The organism is Spirillospora sp. NPDC048911 (genome assembly GCF_043198015.1).
Taxonomy (GTDB): Bacteria; Actinomycetota; Actinomycetes; order Streptosporangiales; family Streptosporangiaceae; genus Spirillospora.
Genome location: NZ_JBICUD010000008.1, coordinates 139,372 through 157,579 on the forward strand (window position 1 = coordinate 139,372; position 18,208 = coordinate 157,579).

Genomic DNA, 18,208 nt, shown 5'->3' on the forward strand with positions numbered 1-18,208 from the left:
CGTGACGATCACGACGAACCCCACGCGGCAGATCGCCGACCCCCGGCGCTGGTGGGCCCTGGCCACGGTCGCGACGGCCCAGCTGATGATCGGCATCGATCTGACGATCATGAACATCGCGCTGCCCTCCGTCCAGCGCTCGCTCCACCTGTCCGACTCGTCCCGCCAGTGGGTGATCACGCTGTTCGCGCTGGGTTACGGCGGCCTGCTGCTGCTCGGCGGACGGCTGTCGGACCTGATCGGCCGCAGGCGCGTCCTGCTCGCCGGGCTGATCGGCTTCGCGGCGGCCTCGGCGCTGGGCGGCGCCGCCACCGGACCGGCGATGCTCCTCACCGGCCGGGCCTTGCAGGGGGTGTTCGGCGCGCTGCTCACGCCGGCCGTGCTGGCGACCCTCGCCGCCGCCTTCCCCTCGCCCGCCGAACGCGGCAAGGCGTTCGGCATCTACGGCACCGCGATGGGCAGCTCCTCAGGTCTCGGCGTCCTGCTGGGCGGAGTGCTCACCGACTACTTCGACTGGCGCTGGTGCATGTACGTGAACGTGCCCATCGCGGCCTTGGCGGCGGCAGGGGTCTTGTATGCCGTGCGTCCGGCACCTCGCATGGACGGGGTGCGCATTGACATCGCCGGAGCCATGTTGGCCAGCGCAGGTCTCATGGCCCTGGTCTTCGGTTTCGCCCGCGCCGAGCCCGACGGTTGGGACGCGCCAAGTACCTTCGGCCCACTGGCCGCCGGAGTTGGGGCGCTGGTCACGTTCGTGTGGGTCCAGATCCGCGTCAAGGGACCGCTGCTTCCGCTGCGAGTCGTCCTGGACCGCAGCCGCGGCGGATCGTACGTGGCAGTGTTCAGCCTGGCGACAGGCATGTTCGCCGCGCTGTTCTTCCTCACGTTCTACATGCAGAACGTGCTCGGGTATTCGCCGATCAAGGCGGGGCTGAGCTTTCTGCCGCTCACCGTCGGCCTCATGGCCGGAGTGCGCACGGTGAGCCCGCTGCTGGCACGCGCCCCCGTCCGGTCGCTGCTCTGCCCCGGGCTCCTGACGATCGCGGCGGGGCTCGCGCTCCTCGGTCTCCTGCGGGCCGACAGCGGATACTGGCTGCACGTCCTGCCGGTGTTCCTGCTGGTGGGGCTCGGCACAGGCTGGGTGCTCGTCACCGCGAACAGCACCGCGACCCTCAGCGCGGGCGCCGACAGGGCCGTGGCGGGAGCGATGGTCATGACGTCACAGCAGGTCGGTGCGTCCCTGGGCACCGCGCTGCTCAGCACGATCGCCGCTACGGCCGCGGCTCGCCACCACCATGGGGGCGGCGAGGCCGCAGTTCATGGTTTCAACGTGGCCGGTCTGGGCGCGGCAGGGTTCCTGTGCGTGGCCGCACTCGCGGTCTTCCTCATCACCGGCCCGCGCAGCCCTCAACCCTGACCCGCGCGGTGCCGCCACGATGAGACCCTGCAGGCCGCGGCCGCGCGCCTCGGCGGACAGTGCGTTCACCAGCCGGTTACCGATGCCGCGGCGCCGATGAGCAGGATGGAGATGCACCTGCGCGCGCCCGGTGGTGCCGGCGGTGGGCAGGCGCAGGACGGCGAGTCCCACGACCTGGTCGGCGCGGGTGGCCGTCCAGACGACCGTGGTACCGGTGGTCAGGCACGCGTGGAACCGGCCCAGAGTCGGCGGTGCCACCGCGGACAGGTCATGGGCCATGGACGCGGCGACCACCGCATGCCAGGCCCCGATCTGTCGCCCGTCCGCGTCTTCCCCTGCCGGTTCGACCCGCACTGGCCGGTATGTCGGACCTGCACTGCCCGTTCCCGAGATCAACACCCGCTTGCTCCCACCCCTCCGACGGCGCGTCGGCCACGCGGCGTCCGGTCGGCCCGGTCACAACGCGCCGAGACCAGCTTGGGGGCGGGGACCTGCGCGAACAACGACGACTCCGGCACCGCAGCGTTACCCGGACGGTCATCGATGCCCGTTATGTCAACGGACCGATGACCGCTAGGTTCACGGTCAGGAGGGACCGTGGAACTCAGAGACATCGAGATCTTCTTGGCGCTGGCCGAGGAGCTGCATTTCCCGGCGTCGCCTTTGTCCCCTTCCGGGACGCACCGCCCATCGAGTACGGGATCCTCTGGCCGGTCACCGGGGACACTCCCCGCGTCCTGGCCTTCGTCTACCTCGTCCGTGACCTCACCGGCACGGCCTCCGAGGGTGGCTGATCCCGGAGCCGGACGTTCTGTCAGTCGGTCAGTTCGACCGTCACCACGTCGGGAGCCAGGTCCTTCCAGACGGCACCGTCGGCGGTGATCACCACGCAGTCGTGCTCGCGCGCGCAGACCGCGGCGTGGGCGTAGGAGACGAGGCCCGGCGACTGCCCGATACGGGAGCCCGCCTCGGCGACCTGAAGGGCCCGATGCTCGTCCATCGCGTCCACGGTCACCTGGCTGAACCCCAGCGTCGCGTCGATGCGGCCCAGCAGGGTCACGGCGTCGGGGTCGGCGAAGGCGTCGCGGGCGACCTGCTCGAGCGCCGCGGCCGGGATCAGCACCGGCAGGTTGTAGCGCTCGACCAGGTCCAGCAGGTGGAACCCGACGTCGGCGCCGGCCGCGACCTGCGCGAGCGTGCTGTGGTCCAGCACTCTCACGCAGGGCTCCCGGCGGTGCCGTCGTCGGACAGGGAGATGCCGAGGGCGGCCGCGGCCCGCTGGCGGGCGGCGGCGTAGGCGTCCGGGCCATTGCTGCGGACGGCGGCGAGCTGCTGGTCCAGCCACAGGCGGGACCGGGCGTGGCGGGACGCGCGTTCCCGGACGGCCGAGTTGATGTAGTCCGACACCGACCGGGCCGTACCTGCGGAAACAGCGGCCTCGGCCGCCTCCACCAGGTCATGGTCGATCGTGATCGTGATCCTGTCCTTGGCGGTCATACTTTCATCCTACTTCGGCGGTCAATCACTTTAGGTGCAACCGACGGGTTGCACTTGGAGATTCGATGTGCAACTCTGGGGTTGCACCAACCAACGAAGGAGTCGCTCATGAACGTGGACCGCATCGAACGTGAGACCCTGATCGAGGCCTCCCTGGAGCGGGTGTGGTCGCTGGTGGCCGTCCCCGGATTCTGGGTCTCCGAGGAGGCGAGCCTCGGCGAGGGCCAGGCCAAGGAGGGAGAGACGCTGGTGGCGACCCACCCTGAGTACGGCGCTTTCCCGGTACGGGTGGAGAAGGTCCAGCCGCCGACGTACCTCGCGTACCGCTGGGCCCACGCCGTCCGCGAAGAAGGACGCGAGCTCGGCGAGGGCAACAGCACGCTCGTGGAGTTCACGCTCAGCACCGAGGGCGACAAGACGCGCCTTCGCGTCGTCGAGAGCGGGTTCGCGACGCTGGCCGCCTCCGACGACCTGCGCACCCGCGCGGTCAAGGACAACACCAGCGGCTGGGCCGAGGTGTTCGACGGCCTCAAGAAGCGCGCGGAGTCGGCGGTGTGACCGACGAGAACGGCGCCGGCGAGGTCGACGGCATCCTCGCCGCACTGGCCGACCCGACGCGGCGTCGGCTGCTCGATGTGCTCTCCGCGCAGGGCGAGGCGTCGGCGACGACGCTCGCCGAACGCCTCCCCGTCTCGCGGCAGGCCGTCGTCAAGCACCTCGCCGTCCTGGACGCCGCCGGGCTGGTCAGCGGGCAGCGCGCCGGACGCGAGGTGCGGTACACCGTCCGGCCCGCGGCGCTGAACGCGACGGCACGGTGGATGGCCGCGCTCGCGAACGACTGGGACCGCCGCCTGGCCAGGATCAAACGGCTCGCCGAGGCAGCGGAACGCGAATCCGACGCGGAATCGGAAGCGGAAGCGGAATCGTCCTGACGCTCCGGCATCTCTCCGGTCGGGGGTCGGCTTCAGCCTGCCCTTGACCGGAGCCGGAGCGGTCCGTGGTCCGTGGTCCGTGGTCCGCCATTTGTTTGACACTTGTAGAAGGGAACGTCTCGTGGCTATCGAAACGACCTCTCCCCCACGCCTTGACCGTCGACAGCGTTTGATTCTCTTCGTCCTGCTCGGCGCCGGTTTCATGTTGTCGGTCGACTTTTCCATCCTGAACGTGGCGCTGCCCGAAGTCGGTGCGGGCGTCGGCCTGGAAGACGCCCGACTCGCCTGGATCGCCTCCGCCTACGCGCTTCCCGCAGCCGGCTTCACCTTGGTCTTCGGCCGGATGGCCGACCTGTTCGGGCGCCGGCGGTTGTTCATGTCCGGAATGGTGGTGCTGACGGGAGCCTCGCTGCTCGGCGGCCTGGCGTCCAATCCCGAAATGCTTTTGACCGCCCGCGCCCTTCAGGGACTTGCTACCGCGATGACCATTCCTGCCGGGTTGTCGCTCCTGACCACCACATTCGCCGAAGGCGCCTTGCGCGAACGTGCCTTGGGCCTCAACGGTGCGCTGCTCTCGGGCGGCTTCACCGTCGGCGCTTTGATCGGCGGCGCGCTCGTCGGATCGCTGAGCTGGCGCGCCGCGTTCTTCATCAACGTCCCCGTCGCCGTCGCCATCCTGCTGCTCACGCCCGCTCTGATCAGCGAGAGCAGGATGCCCGACCGGATCAGGCTGGACCTGCCCGGGGCGGTGACCGTCACCGGCGGCCTGCTGGCCGCCACCTACGCGATCACCGAGAAGAACGCCGTCGCGGCCGTCGCGGGCGTGGTGCTGCTGGCCGCGTTCTGGGTGATCGAGTTGCGCTCGCCGGCGCCCCTGGCCCCGGTGCGCATCCTCAAGCGTCCCACCGTGAAGTGGGGCAACTACGCCGGGCTCGTGATCTTCACCATGGAGCCCGCCATGATCTTCCTGACCACGCTCTACCTGCAGCGGACGCTGGGACTCTCGCCGCTGGCCACCGGTCTGGTCTTCGGCGTCCCGGGCCTGGCGTCGGTCGTCGCAGGCGTCATCGCCGGACGCTTCATCGGACGCTTCGGCGGCCGGACCGTCCTGGTCGCGGGCCTGACCGTGCAGGGCCTGGCCACCCTCCCCCTGGTCTTCCTCGGCGACGGCCTGATCGCCCTGGCGATCTTGATCCCCGCGCTGTTCGTCGGGTTCTTCGGGCACGTCACCGCGATCGTGGCGTACACCGTGACCGGGACGTCCGGGCTGCCGGACGAGGAGCAGGGCCTGGCCACGGGCTTGACATCGATGACCCAGCAGGTGGCCATCACCATCGGCATTCCGATCCTGAGCGCCGTCGCCGCCACGCAGAGCGGCGAACTGACCGGCCTGCACCTGGCGCTGACGGTCAACGTTGCCGTGACACTCGCCAGCGCGCTCCTCATCTGGCTCGGCCTACATTCACGCGGCGAGCAGCCCGTGACCGTGACGCCCGTCTCGCCGTCCAAGAAATCTGACGAGCAACTGACCGCACCCTGACGCCCCCTGGCGCCCCTTGGCGCCCGCCCTGCTCGTCAGGGCGGGCGCTCGAGGTGAACGGAAAATGAGTGGCTCGGCCGTTCCGGTCGGAGATACGTTCCGCCCCATGGCCGACATCCAGGGCACGTGTGATGACCGTTTCGGCAAGGTGGCTCAGGCGCTGGCGGACTCGCTGGACGCCGAGGACGTGGGCGCCTCAGCCGCGGTGTACGTGGACGGCGAGCCGGTGGTCGACATCTGGGGCGGGTACGTCGACGCGGAGGCCAGCGCCCCGTGGGAACGCGACACCATCACCAGCGTCTGGTCCACCACCAAGACCATGGAGACGCTGTGCGCGCTGATCCTCGCCGATCGCGGCGAGCTCGATCTGGACGCGCCGGTCGCGCGCTACTGGCCTGAATTCGCGGCGAAGGACGTGCGGGTCCGGCACCTGCTCGGGCACACCGCGGGCCTGCCGAACTGGGACGAGCCGATCACGGCCGCCGACCTTTTCGACCGGGAGGCCGTCACGGCACTGCTGGCCGCGCAGGCCCCGGCGTGGGAGCCGGGCGTCGAGGGCGGCTATCACTCGGTCACATTCGGCTTCCTGGTAGGCGAGGTCGTCCGCCGCGTCACAGGACGGAGCCTCGGCACGTTCTTCGCCGACGAGGTGGCCGGGCCGTTGGGCGCCGACTTCCACATCGGGCTGCCCGCCGAGCACGACCATCGCGTCGCGCCCCTCATCCCCGCGCCGCAGGGCGACAAGCCGGAGGGATTCCTGCTCGGCGTCTCCGACGCCAACACCTCGGCTTGGCGACGCGCGGGAATACCTTCCGTCGGCGGGTTCGGCAACGCCCGTTCCGTCGGCGCCGTGCAGTCGGTACTGGGATGCGGAGGTGCGGTCGGCGGCGTAAGGCTGTTGTCCGAAGCGGGTTGCGAGCGTGTCTTCGAGGAGCAGTTCCGGGGTGAAGACCGCATTCTCGGCATGCCCGTCCGCTGGGGCATGGGCTACCGGCTCGAGAACCACACGTGCTCGTGGGGCGGATGGGGCGGCTCGCTGGTGCTCACCGACTTCGACCACCGGATGAGCGTGTCGTACGTGATGAACCAGATCCTCTGGGAGGACGGCTACATGCGAGGCCTCAACATCGTCCTGGCCGCCTACGACGCGATCACCGCCTAGTGGCCCGAGCCCAGGACGCCTGATTCGAGGACGATGAGCGCGCCGATCGCCATGAAGACCGCGGGGACGGCCCACTGGCCGTAGCGTTCGACGAACTCGATGACCTTCTTGTGCGAGCCCAGCCAGGAGGCCGCCGCGCACCAGACGGCGACGCCGATGGCGAAGACGGCGACGGTGACCAGGGCCGGGCCGGGGCCGATCGTGCGAAAGACCGGGGTGTAGACCGAGATGTTGTCGGCGCCGTTGGCGATCGTCACCCCGGCCACCGAGAGCAGTCCGGTGGCCACCACTGGCGAGGCTTCCTGTCCTGCGTTGCGGGCACGGATGGCGGTGACCAGGCTGCGGACGCCGAGCGCGAACGGGATGAGGCCGAGCAGCCCGACGTAGTCATCGGGAACGACCGTCAGCCCGAGGGCCGCGATGCCCGCCACGGCCACCAGCGCGGCGATCCCGGCGTATTGCCCCGCCCAGATCTGCCAAGCCCTGGGGACGCCGCCGACGCGGGCGGACAGGAACAGCACGGTCAGCACGATGATGTCGTCGATATTGGTGCCCGCGAACATCGCCGCCGCGGTGCCGATCGTCCCCACAAGCCCGTCCATGACCGGCAAAGCTACCGATCCAGCGGCGTCCCGGACGCAGCGGCGTCGGCCAAGCGGCGACCCGACGCCGGAACGGGCCGTTGATCGAAGAATTTCGAAGAACCAATGCCTGCGTTCCGCCCTCCCTACGAGGAAGGACGGAACGCAGGCGATGTGTCAGCCGGCGACAGGGATCTTGACCTCGGACGGCCCGGACGGCTCGGGCGTCTTGGAGGTGGGCTCCTGGCGGCCCACGGCGGGCAGGTGGCGGAGGGTGGCGGCTACCAGGACGGCGACGGCCAGCATCACGGCGGCGGCCGCCAGTGAGACGACCTGCAGTTCGGTGTCGAAGGCGTCCCGCGCGGCCTCCATGACGGACGCGCCCACCCCGGCTGCGCCCGCCAGGCTGTCGTGGGCGGGGCCGGACAGGTCCGCGGTGTGCCGGTAGACGGCCGTGCCAAGGCTGCCGAGAACCGCGATGCCCAGCGCGTACCCGAGTTCGTTGCCGGTCTGCGCGATCCCGGCGGCCGACCCGGCCTTCGCGGGCGGGACGGCGCCGACCACCACGTTCGTCCCGATGCTGACCAGCGGTCCGGCGCCCAGGCAGGACACCGCGAACCCGATCACCAGCCCGGTCGTCCCGGCCGGCTGCGCGAGGATCAGCATGCCGGTCACCGTGAGGGCCAGTCCGGCGGGGATCAGCGGGACGGGCGGGATCCGGCGGCCGAGCAGGGGCGCCACCTGGAAGCTGACCATCGCGGTGATCATGCCGGGCACCATGGCCAGGCCCGCGTCGAACGGTGACATCCCGTCGACCAGCTGGAAGTGCTGGGCGATGAGGTTCATGGTGCCGCCGGACGACATCGCGTTGGCCATCAGCGCGATCAGGACGGCGGAGAACGCGGGCGTCCGGAACAGCGACAGGTCGAGCAGCGGGTCGTCGAGGCGCCGCTGGCGGCGGGCGAACAGCACGCCGACCACCACGCCCGCGGCGAGGACGGTGAGGGGCAGCGGGCGCCAGCCGTCCCGGGCGGTCTCCTTGAGCCCGTAGGTGAACGGCAGGATCGCGCCGAGCGACAGCGCGACGCTGGGCAGGTCGATGCGTCCCGCCGAGGTGTCGCGGTGCTCGGGCAGCAGCACCGGCCCGACCACCAGCAGGAGCACCATCGCGGGGACGCCCAGCAGGAACACCGATCCCCACCAGAAGTGGGCGAGCATCATGCCGCCGACCAGCGGGCCGATGATGGCGCCGACGGTGAAGCACCCGGCCCAGAGCCCGACGGCGCTCGCCCGCTGCCGTGGATCGTGGAACAGGTTCATGATCATCGCCAGCGTGGACGGGGTCAGCGAGGCCCCGGCGATGCCGAGCAGGGCACGAGCGGCGATCAGCATCCCGGGACTGGTGGAGAACGCGGCCAGCACCGACGCGGCGCCGAACGCGGCGGCACCGATGAGCAGCAGCCGGCGACGGCCGATCCGGTCGCCGAGGGTCCCCATCGTGATCAGGAAGCCCCCGACCATGAAGCCGTAGACGTCCATGATCCAGAGCTGCTGGGTGCTGCTCGCGCCCAGCTCGGTGCTGAGGTGCGGCAGGGCCATCACCATCACGAACGTGTCGAGCGAGACCAGGAGCGTCGGGAGGGCCAGCACCGCCAGCCCGATCCATGCGCGTCGCCCGGCCCGGGCGGTAGTGGTCATGTCGAGGTCCTTTCGTTGGTGTCGAGCACCACCTCCGGCCAGCCCTCGTCGCGGGCCAGCCGCACGACGGCCGCCGCGACCGCGGCCCCGGCGCCCCGTCCGGCGACGGCGAGGCGGCCGGGGTCGGCGCCGAGTTCGGCCGCGTGGTCGGCCGTCCAGCCGAGGACGGACACGGCGTCGCGGACCGCCGACTCGTGCGGCGGGTCCAGGCACACGTCCAGCACCAGCGCGTCACGACGCGACGCGCCAGAACACGGCTCGCCGACAGAGAAGAACAGCAGCACGCCTGGCATGGGCCAGCGGGCACGGACGCGCACCGGACCCGATGCGCCCCGAAGATGAAGGTCCGCCGAGGTGGTCATGCCGGAAACCGTCGCAGCGCGGCACCCCGGAAGGGAAAGGCCGTTGGCGCACGAGCGTCATGCACCAACGGCATTACCGCCCGGTCCGCGCCCGCGCGATACTGGCGGCCATGGAGGAACCGGCCCGCGTCCTGCCGCTGCCGCAGGCACCCGACGCGATCGAACTGCGGCACCTGCGCTCGTTCGTCGCGGTCGCCGAAGAGCTCAACTTCGGGCGCGCCGCCGCCCGGCTCTACCTGTCACAGCCCGCGCTCAGCCGCCAGATCCGCGGTCTCGAACGGCTCATCGGCTGTGACCTGCTCAGCCGTTCCACCCACCGGGTCGAGCTCACGCTCGCGGGCGAGGCCCTGCTCGACAAGGCGCGCAAGCTCCTCGCGGACGTGGACGACGCCGTCTCGACGACCCGTTCGGTGGGCGGCGAACTGTCGGAGCGGACGGCCCGGCTCTGGAAGCCGATCGCCGATCACAACCAGGCCGGCGGGGACGAACTCCAGCTCGCCGCCGAGTACGAGGCGCTGCTGGCGAAGTTCGACCCGCCGCCCGACGTGGCGATCCGGCCCGTCAAGGCGGGCGGCGTCCCGAGCCTCCAGCTCACCCCCGAGAACCCGCGGCCCGGCGCCGTCCTCCATCTGCACGGCGGCGGATTCGTCATGGGATCGGCATACGGCTACCGCCCGCTCGCCGGAGCGCTGGCCGCCGCCGCCGAGACCACCGTCCTCGTCCCCGACTACGGCCTCGCGCCCGAGGCGCCGTTCCCGGCCGCGGTCGAGGACGCCGTCCAGGCCTACCTGTGGCTGCTCGACCAGGGCCACCGTGTGATCATCAGCGGCGACTCGTCCGGCGCGGGCCTCGCCCTCTCCGTACTGCTCTGGCTCAAGCGGCACGAGCTGCCGCTGCCCGCCGGGGCCGTCCTGATGTGCCCCTGGGTCGACCTGGCGTACGTCCTCCCGGAGGTCGTTCCCGGCGACCCGCAGCTCGTGGTCACCGGACGCCTGATGCGCCGCTGCGTCGACCACTACCTGGCCGGGCATCCGCTGGACGACCCGCTCGTCAACCCGCTCGGCTCCCCCGAGGTGCTGGCCGGGCTGCCGCCCCTCCTGATCCAGGCGGGCACCGGCGACCACGTCCTCAACCAGTCGCAAGCCCTAGCCGAGCGCGCCCGCGCCCAGGGCGTCGACGCAGCTCTGGAGCTCTACCCGGTGGCCACCCACGGCTTCCACATCTTCTGGCCCTTCCTCCCCGAAGCCATGCGCGCCCTAGAACAAGCGGGCACCTTCATCCAGAAAATGACCGCCCAGTAGCCAGATCATCCGCTGCCTCGAACGCCACATCGCAATGTCACTCCCGCTGCGGTGAATTGGGAGTGGTGAAGGCCAGAACCGCGTTGTGGCCCCCGAAACCGAAGGAGTTAGAGAGAGCCGCGGTCGTTGTGAGCCGACGGGGTCGGTCTTTGATCAGGTCGAGTTTCACGTCGGCGTCCGGCACGGAGAGATTGGCCGTGGGCGGGGCGGTTTGGTGGACGAGTGCCAGGATGGTGTAGATCGCTTCGATTGCTCCGGAGGCGCCCATGGTGTGTCCCGTCACTCCCTTGGTGCTGGTGACGGGGGTATCGATTCCGAAGATCCGGGTGATGGCGTGGGCCTCGGCCGTATCTCCGAGGGGGGTCGAGGTGGCATGTGCGTTGATGTGCCCCACATCTGCCGGATCGAGCCGGGCATCGGCCAGGGCGAGCCTCATCGCGCGTTCGGCCCCCTCTCCGTCGGGCTCGGGAGCGGTGGTGTGGTGAGCGTCGGACGAGGCCCCGTAGCCGGTCAGCCGCGCGTGTACCGGTGCGCCGCGGCGGCGGGCGTGCTCCTCGGTTTCCAGTACCAGGACTCCGGCGCCCTCCCCCACCACGAGGCCGTCCCTGTCCTTGTCGAATGGGCGTGACGCGCCGCTCGGGTCGGAGCCGCGGGTGGACAGGGCCTTCAAGCGGGTGAAGGCCGTCACGAAGTACGGGGTGATGGGGGCGTCGGTACCTCCGGCGATGACGAGATCGGCCACGCCGCGGTGCAGCAGGTCGCGGGCCGTGCCGAGCGCGGTCGCCCCGGCTGCGCAGGCGGTGCAGACCGTGAGGCTGGGCCCTTGAACGTCGAGGTCGATCGCCAGTTGGGCGCTCGCCATGTTGGGCAGCATCATGGGCAGGGTCCGTGGTGAGACCGCTCCTTGGCCGTCCTCCAGGAGTCGCTGGTGCTGGGCCTCCGCTGTGGCGGTGCCGGCGGCACCGGTGCCGATGACGACGGCCACACGGGTCGCGTCCCAATCGGCGGGATCCAGGCCGGCGTGGCCGACCGCCTCCAGTGCCGCGACGAGCGCGAGCTGGGTGTAACGATCGGTCCGCAGAGCCGTACGTTGATCCAGCAGGGCGGCGCAGTCGAAGCCGGGGACCGCGCAGGCGAAGTCGACGGGCAGGTCGGAGAGCTCCGGCACACGGGCGGCGGCCGGCGCCCCGGACAGGACGCGTTCCCAGTTGTCCGGAACGCCGATCCCAGCCGGAGTGACCATGCCGAGGCCGGTCACCGCCACGGCGAAGGCCGGCATCAGTCCGAGGCGCCTTTGCTCTTGATCAATGCGATGAGGTCGGCGATGGTGCTCACCTGGGAGGCCTCGTCGTCATCGATCTCGATCTTGAACTCGTCTTCAAGGGTCTCGATCAGCTCGACCACGGCGATCGAGTCCAGTTCGAGTTCGGCGAACGTCGTTTCGGGCTGGATGTCGGAGGCTTCGACGCCCAGCTTGGTCGTCATGATGGTGGAGACTTTGCTGTCCAGGGCAACGCTCACGACGATTTCTCCTTCTCTTCCGTTGAGCGTGATGGCTCGCCTGCCGGGCCGTGGTCGCCGGCCGGGTCGAGCATGATCGGGTCTGCGGCGGGCCATGTCAGGGCCACCGCGCCCCAGGTGAGGCCGCCGCCGAAGGCGGCGAGCGCGGTACGGCTGCCCGGCGTGACGGCCTGCCGGTCGGCCGCATGGACCATGGCCAGCGGTATGGAAGCCGCGGCGGTGTTTCCCAGGTTCCGGATGTTGGTGACCCGGTGGGGCTCGGAGACGCCGAGCCGTTCGCCGACCGCGTCGAGGATCCGTTGATTGGCCTGGTGTGCGACGAACGCCACCAGGTCGGCGGTCTCCCAGCCGGCCCGGGCGAGCACGGCCCGGGTGGCGGCGGACATCCGCTCAACGGCCTCCAGATAGGTCTGGCGGCCGTTGAGATGGAGGAAGCGTGACCGGTCGTCGCTGATATCGGGTGTCCGTGACCCGCCGGCGGGCACGATGGCGGCCTCACGACCGCTGCCGGCACTGCCGAGTTCGGTGGCGACGACCGCTCCGGGCTCCCCGGGCTCTCCTCGCCGGATCAGGACCGCCCCGGCTCCGTCGCCGAAGATCGGCGCCGTGACACGATCGTCGGGATCGACGATCGTGGTGTAGGTGTCCGCGCCGATGACCAGTACCCGCCGGTACGCGCCGGCCCGGATCTGGGCGGCGGCGACGGCCAGGGCGTAGACGAAGCCGGAGCAGACCGCGTTGAGATCGAAGGCGGGGACCTCGCCCAAGCCGATCCTCGCGGCGACGTCCGGGGCGGTGGAAGGACACCGGTGGTCTGGAGTGGTCGTCGCGACGATGACCAGGTCCGCGCCGTCCACCCGGGCGGACTTCAGTGCCGCGCGCCCGGCGGCGACCGCGAGGTCTGAGGTGGCGGTCCCGGTGTCCACCGATCGACGCCGGGCGATGCCGGTGCGAGAACGGATCCAGCCGTCAGAGGTGTCCAGGCGTTCGGCTATCTCGTCGTTGTCGACGGACCGCGGGGGCAGGCAGCCGCCGATGCCCTCGATGACCGCTTCGGTACGCGCGGGCTCTGTGCGCGCGGGCTCTCGTCGCGGCATCGTCACTGATCCCTGATCCAGGGCCAGGTCGTGCGGTCGATGTACGACCGGTCGCTGGTGATCTTCCCGTCTTCGATCGTCAGGATGGCGCAGAAGAAGGACTCCCAGTCCTTGCCCGTCTCCGGGTCGGTGCCCTGGAGAACGCATTCGGCGATCACGTGGTCCGGATCGGATTCGTAGGTCTGCTCGACCACGAAGCGGCGGTCGGGAGCGACGTCCAGGACGGCCTGCTCGACTTCGTGGAAGCGTTGCCGGTCGTCGAGATGGAGGAGGCCGGGGCAGATGAGCACGAAGTCCTCGGCGTAGCTTTCATCGATCATCCGGTGGACGTCGGTGTTGTAGAGCTCCGCCCACCTCTGCACGATCTTCTGGTTCTCGGCGCTTGTCATGGTCACCTTCGGGTGAGTCGGGGATACGAGCCGGGCTGTTCGACCTGGCGTTCGAGGAGTGTTCTGATGGTCCGCTCGGGCAGCGGGAACTTCATCGCCTCTCCCCCCACCAGGGCCGCTGTGTGGGAGGTGTCGAAGGTCTTGGGCGTGCATGTGTAGGGCACGTGGAAGGCCAGGGCGTTGGCGAGCAGCCTGTCGGTGGCCTGCAACTGGTCGGAGGTCCCGACGAATTCAGGTGGCGGCAATCCGGCATGGGTGAAGGCGGCCGAGTACATGGCCTTGACGGTGGGGGCGGCTTCGTTGACCAGGTGGTAAACGGTGCGCGGTGGACCTTCCAGTGCCGCTGTCACACCGTGGCCCACGACGTGGTCCAGCGGGACGAGATTGAGCTCGCTCTCCCCGTGGCCGCACATCAGCGCGGGCCGCTCAAGCAGCAGCGGACCGTATCGCTGGTGGTACTGGCGCTTCCAGCGGCCGACCTTCGCCGCCACGTCGTACAAGCCTGAGCTCGATCTCGTCCTCAGCGTGGCGCCGGCGGCGACCACGGCGCTGGGACGCAGGATCCGCCAGCACAGTCCGGATCCGGCGACCAGGAGCTCGGCGCAGATCTTGGAGCGCTCGTAGATGTTGTTGACCGGCTGATCCGGCGGGGGAAGCGCTTCGTACTGCAAGCCCTTCCGGCAACCTGCGACATAGGCCGTGCTGACATAGGTAAGCTCGGCGCCCCACTCGCGAGCGAGCAAGATCATCTCGGCGGTGCCGATGACGTTGCTCCTGTAGCTTTCCGCGGCGAACCCCGGCTCGTAGAACAACGCGGCTGCGCTGTGCCAGAGATGGATGCGCCCGGCAGGTCGCGGTACCTCAGCCAGACCACCTCGCGGGGCGGTGATGTCGCCCGGAACGGCGCGCAGCCTGCGCTGCGCCTCCAGCCGTTCGAGATCCGCCAAGCGGTCCTGGTCCTCGGCCGCGAGCATCACTGCCGCGTTCAGCCGCTCGGCTGCGGTCTTGGTACGGGTCTCCCTGGTCAGGCACCAGATCTCGCCCTCGGTCCGGCTCAGCAGTTCCAGCACCAGGGCGCCGCCGAGCATCCCGGTGCCTCCGGTCACCAGATGTGTGGTGGACGTCATTGCCGGCTCTGCCGCTGAACAGCGGTGATCAACTGGTCCGTCAGCTCGCCCACGGTCCGGGCGGGGGGAACGTCCTCTTCGAACAGGTCGACCTCGTAGTGCTCCTCCAGACGGCCGACAATGACCATGAGACGGGCCGAGTCGGCGCCCTCGACGTCCAGCAGCACGTCGCTCTCGGCCAGTGCGGCGTCCGGAGCCGCGAACACGTCCCGCACAGTGGTTCGCACGAGGTCGATGACGGCGTCGCGGTCGGTCTCGGTAGGTGCGGTCATCGCTGGGTCCTTTCAGGGGCCGCGTCCTTGCTCTCGGTCAACAGCCGGCGCGTCTCGTCGCGCCGCACCTTTCCGCTGGTCGTGACCGGAATCGCGCCCGGCCTGACAATCCGTACCTGCATGGGGAAAGCGCCGAGACGGTCACGGATCCGGTGGTGGATCTCCTCGGCCAGCTCGGTGGCGTGCTCGCGATTCCGCATCTCGACCGCGATCATCAGTTGTTCTGGTTCCCCCGTTTCCAGGCCCGCGCCGAACGCGACGCATCTGCCCCGGTGAACACCCGGAACCTCCGCGACGATCGATTCGGCGTCTTCCGGATGGATGTTGGAACCGGACATGATGATCGTGTCTTTGCTGCGGCCGACGATGAACAAGTCGCCGTCGAGCCGCACTCCCAGGTCGCCGGTCCGGAACCACGCGCCGTCGAACGTCTCAGCCGTGGCCGTCGGGGCATTGAGATAGCCGGCGGTGACGGCCGGTCCGGCCAGTTGCACTTCGCCGATCTCGCCGGCCGCCACCGCGTTCGCATCGGTGTCCACCAGACGCAACTGCATGCCGTCGACGGGGCGGCCCACCGACACCAGCGCTCGAGCTTGGGGCGAGGCAGACACGGGCGCGGCCACACCATCGCGCAAAAGCCGTGCGCGGTCGACGTGCACCACCCGGGCAGGAGCTCCAGGTAGAGGAACGGACGCCGCCAGGGTGGCCTCTGCCAGTCCGTAGACGGGGTACATGACCTCTGGAGACGCACCGTACTTCCCCATGACCGAGGTGAACTCCTGGACTGTGCCGGCCTGAACCGGTTCGGCCCCGTTGTAGGCCAGCCGCCACTGGTGGAGCCGGAGTTCTGATGGCGGAGTGGCACGAACGGCCTCGCTGAGATGCGCGTAGCCGAAATTCGGGCTGGTCATGGTGGTGACGCCCTGGCGCGAGAAGTACTCCAGAAACGCCAACGGCTTCCGCATGAAGTAGGCGGGCGGGAACATATGCACCGGCAGGCCGGCGAGACCATATGCCAGCGGCGTGAACAAACCCATGTCGTGGTGATGGGGCACCCATTGGGCAAGGCTGTCCTGCCGGGTGATGTCGGCAGACCGAAGCAACCCGCGCAGACCCGCCAGGACGGTGCTGTGAGAAAGAGTCACCCCTTTCGGGAACGCTGTGCTCCCCGAGGTGAACTGGACGACAGCGAGATCCCCGGGCGTCAGCTCGGGAAGTGGTCCGGCACCCTGATCGGGAAGAGGGAGGCACCGCAACTGGGGTTTCAGCTCGATCAGTGCACGCACCAGCGCGTCGTATCGGGGATCGGCGACCACGTGACGCATTCCCGCGGCATCCACGATGCGCGCCAGTCGCTCAGCGGCGACCGAAGGCGGTTCGGCGAACGCACGGACGGGCAACATCGACACGGCCGCGCCTGCCAGGTTGACGGCGAAGAACGCTTGCCACAGTCCGGGACCGGTCGGCATAAGGACGCCGACCCGGTCGCCATGGCGAACCCCTTCGGCATGCAGGCCTCGGGCCGCGCGATGCGCTGACCGATACAGGGCACTGGCAGCAAGATGCAGGCCCTTGGCGGGAAACATCCAGCCCGTGGCCGGGTCATTGCTCGCCAGGCGCTCCAGCGCCTCAGGCAGCGTATCGCCGTTGACTTGTGCTTGAGCCGCTTGTGCTTGAGCCGGACGATCCTGCGGAGAGTCCTGCGGACGGCCTCGCGGGGACGGCTTCCGGATTGTCACCGGCAGCCGCTCGTAGCCGTGGACCACCAATCCGGGAGTGCGCACCGCCGGTTCGGTCGGCATCAGCCCGGCACAACGCTCGGCGAGCCGTCCAAAGACGACGTCTCCGGTCAAGCGGGCCAGCCCGGCCCCGATGCAATAGTGCGGGCCTGAGCCGAAGGGCAGGCTCTTTTCCGGCTCGTGCTCTCCTCCGCCGGCGTCGACGTCGGCGAACCGGTATGGGTCGAACCTCTCGGGCGCGGAGTAGTGCCGCTTGTCGCGCGAGGCCGCACCGATCAACACCACCAGCATGCAGTGCCCGGGCAACCGGACCGGTCCGAGATGGACCGGCTTGGTGGACCAGCGCGCGGCCATCTTGGCGGGTGGGTCGAAGCGCAATACCTCCTGCGTGAACGGGCCCACCATCTCCGGTTGCCGGCCAAGCAGGCTCACGAGCTCCGGTCGGCGAGACAACATGGCGATGCCCGTTCCGAGCATGGACGACGAGGTCTCGTTGCCCGCCCCGAGCAGGAAGGAGATCGTGTCCAGCAGCCCCTGGCGATCGTCCTCGGGCCAGCGGGTGGCGAGCTCGTTCACTGCACCCGGTTCCCCATCGTCCACGAAGGCGGAGAGATAGGCCTGGAGTTCGCCAAAGGCTTCGTCGACCTCGTCGAGCCCCGTCCCGGGAGGATTGAAATCGTTGGCCGCCATGACGAGCTTGGCCATTCTTTTCAGTAGCGGCAGGTCTGACTGAGGAAAGCCCATCATCTTGGCGAGGAGGGCGAGCGGAAGGCCGAGAAGATACTCGACCGCATCGACTTCTCCCGCGGACGCGGCGGCACGGAACCTGTCCACGTACTCATCGGCCATGCTGTCGAGGTCCGCACGCAACCCCTCCAGCCGCTGACGGCCGAACATCTTGACCAATAGCTTGCGCGCCGGCTGGTTATCGGGCGCGTCCTGCCGGTTGAGCTGGTTGAAGACGGACTTGACCGAACGGTGGGAACGCCAGCTCGGCCATGCCTGTTCGGCCCACTCCCGCCCGCACACCCGGAACGTCTCCGAATCGCGGAGCACTTGGTCACATTCGTCGAACCCCAGGACCAGCACCCGGCGCGGCCCGGCCGGCAATACCGGCGCATGCTCCAACATGGTCTGCAAATGCGGGAAGGGATCTCGCAGACCCTCCTCGGTCCACAGCGCCTCGACCGCGTCCCAGGGAACACCTTGATCGCTCATCGCTTCGCTCCATCCCCAGAGGGGTATCCTCCGGCGTTTGCCGCTGGTGGCGAGCGTCACTGGGCCGGTTCAACGACCACATTCCCAAGCTTGCACACCTGTGAGAGCAACCAAAGGCGGTAGCGGCAGTGGATATGTCGCGTTTTGGGTCCGTGTCGCGCTTTCCGTTCATGCCACTGATGTTGACTTGGGGGCCCAGTGCATAGCGAGGTTGCACAGCTGCAAATTGGAAATGACTGATGTGCAGGGTCTCACTGGAAGCCGGATAAGGGTGATGACCAGGGGGACCCGTGAAGTGATCGTTCATATATAAACGAGCTTTCTTCCGCGAGGGTGAACGAATACGCAGCGGAGA

18 protein-coding genes and 1 pseudogene are annotated in these 18,208 nt (G+C 69.3%); 6 read left to right on the forward strand and 13 right to left on the reverse strand.

Annotation, left to right across the window (positions count from 1 at the left end):
- Window position 1: 1 nt before the first annotated feature.
- Complete coding sequence (locus ACGFNU_RS32995) at window positions 2-1,417, forward strand: MFS transporter (RefSeq protein WP_392600016.1); 1,416 nt, start codon at window positions 2-4, stop codon at window positions 1,415-1,417.
- A 24-nt stretch (window positions 1,418-1,441) separates the two neighbouring features.
- Here ACGFNU_RS32995 and ACGFNU_RS33000 read toward each other — a convergent pair.
- The 3 genes and pseudogenes from ACGFNU_RS33000 to ACGFNU_RS33010 form a co-directional block, all read right to left on the reverse strand.
- Window positions 1,442-1,696: pseudogene (locus ACGFNU_RS33000) on the reverse strand (GNAT family N-acetyltransferase); the annotation flags it as partial.
- A 535-nt stretch (window positions 1,697-2,231) separates the two neighbouring features.
- Window positions 2,232-2,636 (reverse strand): hypothetical protein, encoded by a 405-nt coding sequence (locus ACGFNU_RS33005; RefSeq protein ID WP_392600017.1) that lies wholly within the window; start codon window positions 2,634-2,636, stop codon window positions 2,232-2,234.
- The gene (locus ACGFNU_RS33010; protein ID WP_392600019.1) at window positions 2,633-2,914 is read right to left on the reverse strand and encodes a hypothetical protein; all 282 of its coding nucleotides are present in this window, start codon (window positions 2,912-2,914) and stop codon (window positions 2,633-2,635) included. Before ACGFNU_RS33010 ends, ACGFNU_RS33005 begins: the two co-directional genes overlap by 4 nt.
- Window positions 2,915-3,022: 108 nt before the next feature.
- Here ACGFNU_RS33010 and ACGFNU_RS33015 point away from each other — a divergent pair, with 108 nt between their 5' ends.
- From ACGFNU_RS33015 to ACGFNU_RS33030, 4 genes are all read left to right on the forward strand, one after another.
- Window positions 3,023-3,472: an SRPBCC domain-containing protein gene (locus tag ACGFNU_RS33015; protein ID WP_392600021.1), complete on the forward strand. Its 450-nt coding sequence runs from the start codon at window positions 3,023-3,025 to the stop codon at window positions 3,470-3,472.
- On the forward strand, window positions 3,469-3,846 hold the full coding sequence (locus ACGFNU_RS33020) for an ArsR/SmtB family transcription factor (protein ID WP_392600023.1): 378 nt from the start codon (window positions 3,469-3,471) through the stop codon (window positions 3,844-3,846). The genes ACGFNU_RS33015 and ACGFNU_RS33020 overlap by 4 nt, the downstream gene beginning before the upstream one ends.
- Before the next feature lie 79 nt (window positions 3,847-3,925).
- A complete protein-coding gene (locus ACGFNU_RS33025) occupies window positions 3,926-5,386 on the forward strand; it encodes an MFS transporter (protein ID WP_392600025.1) in 1,461 nt (486 codons plus the stop codon).
- 106 nt (window positions 5,387-5,492) lie between these two features.
- Window positions 5,493-6,548, forward strand: coding sequence for a serine hydrolase domain-containing protein (locus tag ACGFNU_RS33030; protein ID WP_392600026.1), 1,056 nt, complete (start codon window positions 5,493-5,495; stop codon window positions 6,546-6,548).
- Here the strand turns inward: ACGFNU_RS33030 and ACGFNU_RS33035 are convergent.
- From ACGFNU_RS33035 to ACGFNU_RS33045, 3 genes are all read right to left on the reverse strand, one after another.
- Window positions 6,545-7,150, reverse strand: a complete 606-nt coding sequence (locus ACGFNU_RS33035; RefSeq protein ID WP_392600028.1) for a cadmium resistance transporter — start codon at window positions 7,148-7,150, stop codon at window positions 6,545-6,547. The two genes, ACGFNU_RS33030 and ACGFNU_RS33035, sit on opposite strands and share 4 nt — an antisense overlap.
- A 156-nt stretch (window positions 7,151-7,306) precedes the next feature.
- Complete coding sequence (locus ACGFNU_RS33040) at window positions 7,307-8,827, reverse strand: MFS transporter (protein WP_392600030.1); 1,521 nt, start codon at window positions 8,825-8,827, stop codon at window positions 7,307-7,309.
- Window positions 8,824-9,189, reverse strand: a complete 366-nt coding sequence (locus ACGFNU_RS33045; RefSeq protein WP_392600031.1) for an alpha/beta hydrolase fold domain-containing protein — start codon at window positions 9,187-9,189, stop codon at window positions 8,824-8,826. Before ACGFNU_RS33045 ends, ACGFNU_RS33040 begins: the two co-directional genes overlap by 4 nt.
- A gap of 110 nt (window positions 9,190-9,299) precedes the next feature.
- Between ACGFNU_RS33045 and ACGFNU_RS33050 the strand changes: the two genes are divergently transcribed.
- Window positions 9,300-10,490 carry an alpha/beta hydrolase fold domain-containing protein gene (locus ACGFNU_RS33050; RefSeq protein ID WP_392600034.1) on the forward strand — a complete coding sequence of 397 codons (1,191 nt, stop codon included), beginning with the start codon at window positions 9,300-9,302 and terminating at the stop codon, window positions 10,488-10,490.
- A 37-nt stretch (window positions 10,491-10,527) separates the two neighbouring features.
- Here the strand turns inward: ACGFNU_RS33050 and ACGFNU_RS33055 are convergent, their stop codons facing one another.
- Genes ACGFNU_RS33055 through ACGFNU_RS33085 form a run of 7 tightly spaced genes read right to left on the reverse strand, consistent with a single transcriptional unit; the run spans window position 10,528 to window position 17,853 of the window.
- Window positions 10,528-11,769: a beta-ketoacyl-[acyl-carrier-protein] synthase family protein gene (locus ACGFNU_RS33055; protein ID WP_392600035.1), complete on the reverse strand. Its 1,242-nt coding sequence runs from the start codon at window positions 11,767-11,769 to the stop codon at window positions 10,528-10,530.
- Window positions 11,769-12,011 carry an acyl carrier protein gene (locus tag ACGFNU_RS33060; protein WP_392600037.1) on the reverse strand — a complete coding sequence of 81 codons (243 nt, stop codon included), beginning with the start codon at window positions 12,009-12,011 and terminating at the stop codon, window positions 11,769-11,771. The genes ACGFNU_RS33055 and ACGFNU_RS33060 overlap by 1 nt, the downstream gene beginning before the upstream one ends.
- Entirely contained in the window at window positions 12,008-13,108 is a 1,101-nt protein-coding gene (locus ACGFNU_RS33065) for a beta-ketoacyl-ACP synthase III (protein ID WP_392600038.1), read from the reverse strand. Before ACGFNU_RS33065 ends, ACGFNU_RS33060 begins: the two co-directional genes overlap by 4 nt.
- A 2-nt stretch (window positions 13,109-13,110) precedes the next feature.
- Window positions 13,111-13,497, reverse strand: a complete 387-nt coding sequence (locus tag ACGFNU_RS33070; RefSeq protein ID WP_392600040.1) for a nuclear transport factor 2 family protein — start codon at window positions 13,495-13,497, stop codon at window positions 13,111-13,113.
- Window positions 13,498-13,499: 2 nt separating this feature from the next.
- Window positions 13,500-14,624: an SDR family oxidoreductase gene (locus tag ACGFNU_RS33075; protein WP_392600043.1), complete on the reverse strand. Its 1,125-nt coding sequence runs from the start codon at window positions 14,622-14,624 to the stop codon at window positions 13,500-13,502.
- The gene (locus ACGFNU_RS33080; RefSeq protein ID WP_392600045.1) at window positions 14,621-14,896 is read right to left on the reverse strand and encodes an acyl carrier protein; all 276 of its coding nucleotides are present in this window, start codon (window positions 14,894-14,896) and stop codon (window positions 14,621-14,623) included. Before ACGFNU_RS33080 ends, ACGFNU_RS33075 begins: the two co-directional genes overlap by 4 nt.
- Complete coding sequence (locus ACGFNU_RS33085; protein ID WP_392600046.1) at window positions 14,893-17,853, reverse strand: cytochrome P450; 2,961 nt, start codon at window positions 17,851-17,853, stop codon at window positions 14,893-14,895. The genes ACGFNU_RS33080 and ACGFNU_RS33085 overlap by 4 nt, the downstream gene beginning before the upstream one ends.
- Window positions 17,854-18,208: the final 355 nt, after the last annotated feature.

Coding starts and splice junctions, on each gene's coding strand:
- ACGFNU_RS33010 (WP_392600019.1), bottom strand. CDS start 2,914: ATGACCGCCAAGGACAGGATCACGATCACGATCGACCATGACCTGGTG.
- ACGFNU_RS33015 (WP_392600021.1), top strand. CDS start 3,023: ATGAACGTGGACCGCATCGAACGTGAGACCCTGATCGAGGCCTCCCTG.
- ACGFNU_RS33030 (WP_392600026.1), top strand. CDS start 5,493: ATGGCCGACATCCAGGGCACGTGTGATGACCGTTTCGGCAAGGTGGCT.
- ACGFNU_RS33035 (WP_392600028.1), bottom strand. CDS start 7,150: ATGGACGGGCTTGTGGGGACGATCGGCACCGCGGCGGCGATGTTCGCG.
- ACGFNU_RS33040 (WP_392600030.1), bottom strand. CDS start 8,827: ATGACCACTACCGCCCGGGCCGGGCGACGCGCATGGATCGGGCTGGCG.
- ACGFNU_RS33045 (WP_392600031.1), bottom strand. CDS start 9,189: ATGACCACCTCGGCGGACCTTCATCTTCGGGGCGCATCGGGTCCGGTG.
- ACGFNU_RS33050 (WP_392600034.1), top strand. CDS start 9,300: ATGGAGGAACCGGCCCGCGTCCTGCCGCTGCCGCAGGCACCCGACGCG.
- ACGFNU_RS33055 (WP_392600035.1), bottom strand. CDS start 11,769: ATGCCGGCCTTCGCCGTGGCGGTGACCGGCCTCGGCATGGTCACTCCG.
- ACGFNU_RS33065 (WP_392600038.1), bottom strand. CDS start 13,108: ATGCCGCGACGAGAGCCCGCGCGCACAGAGCCCGCGCGTACCGAAGCG.
- ACGFNU_RS33070 (WP_392600040.1), bottom strand. CDS start 13,497: ATGACAAGCGCCGAGAACCAGAAGATCGTGCAGAGGTGGGCGGAGCTC.
- ACGFNU_RS33075 (WP_392600043.1), bottom strand. CDS start 14,624: ATGACGTCCACCACACATCTGGTGACCGGAGGCACCGGGATGCTCGGC.
- ACGFNU_RS33080 (WP_392600045.1), bottom strand. CDS start 14,896: ATGACCGCACCTACCGAGACCGACCGCGACGCCGTCATCGACCTCGTG.
- ACGFNU_RS33085 (WP_392600046.1), bottom strand. CDS start 17,853: ATGAGCGATCAAGGTGTTCCCTGGGACGCGGTCGAGGCGCTGTGGACC.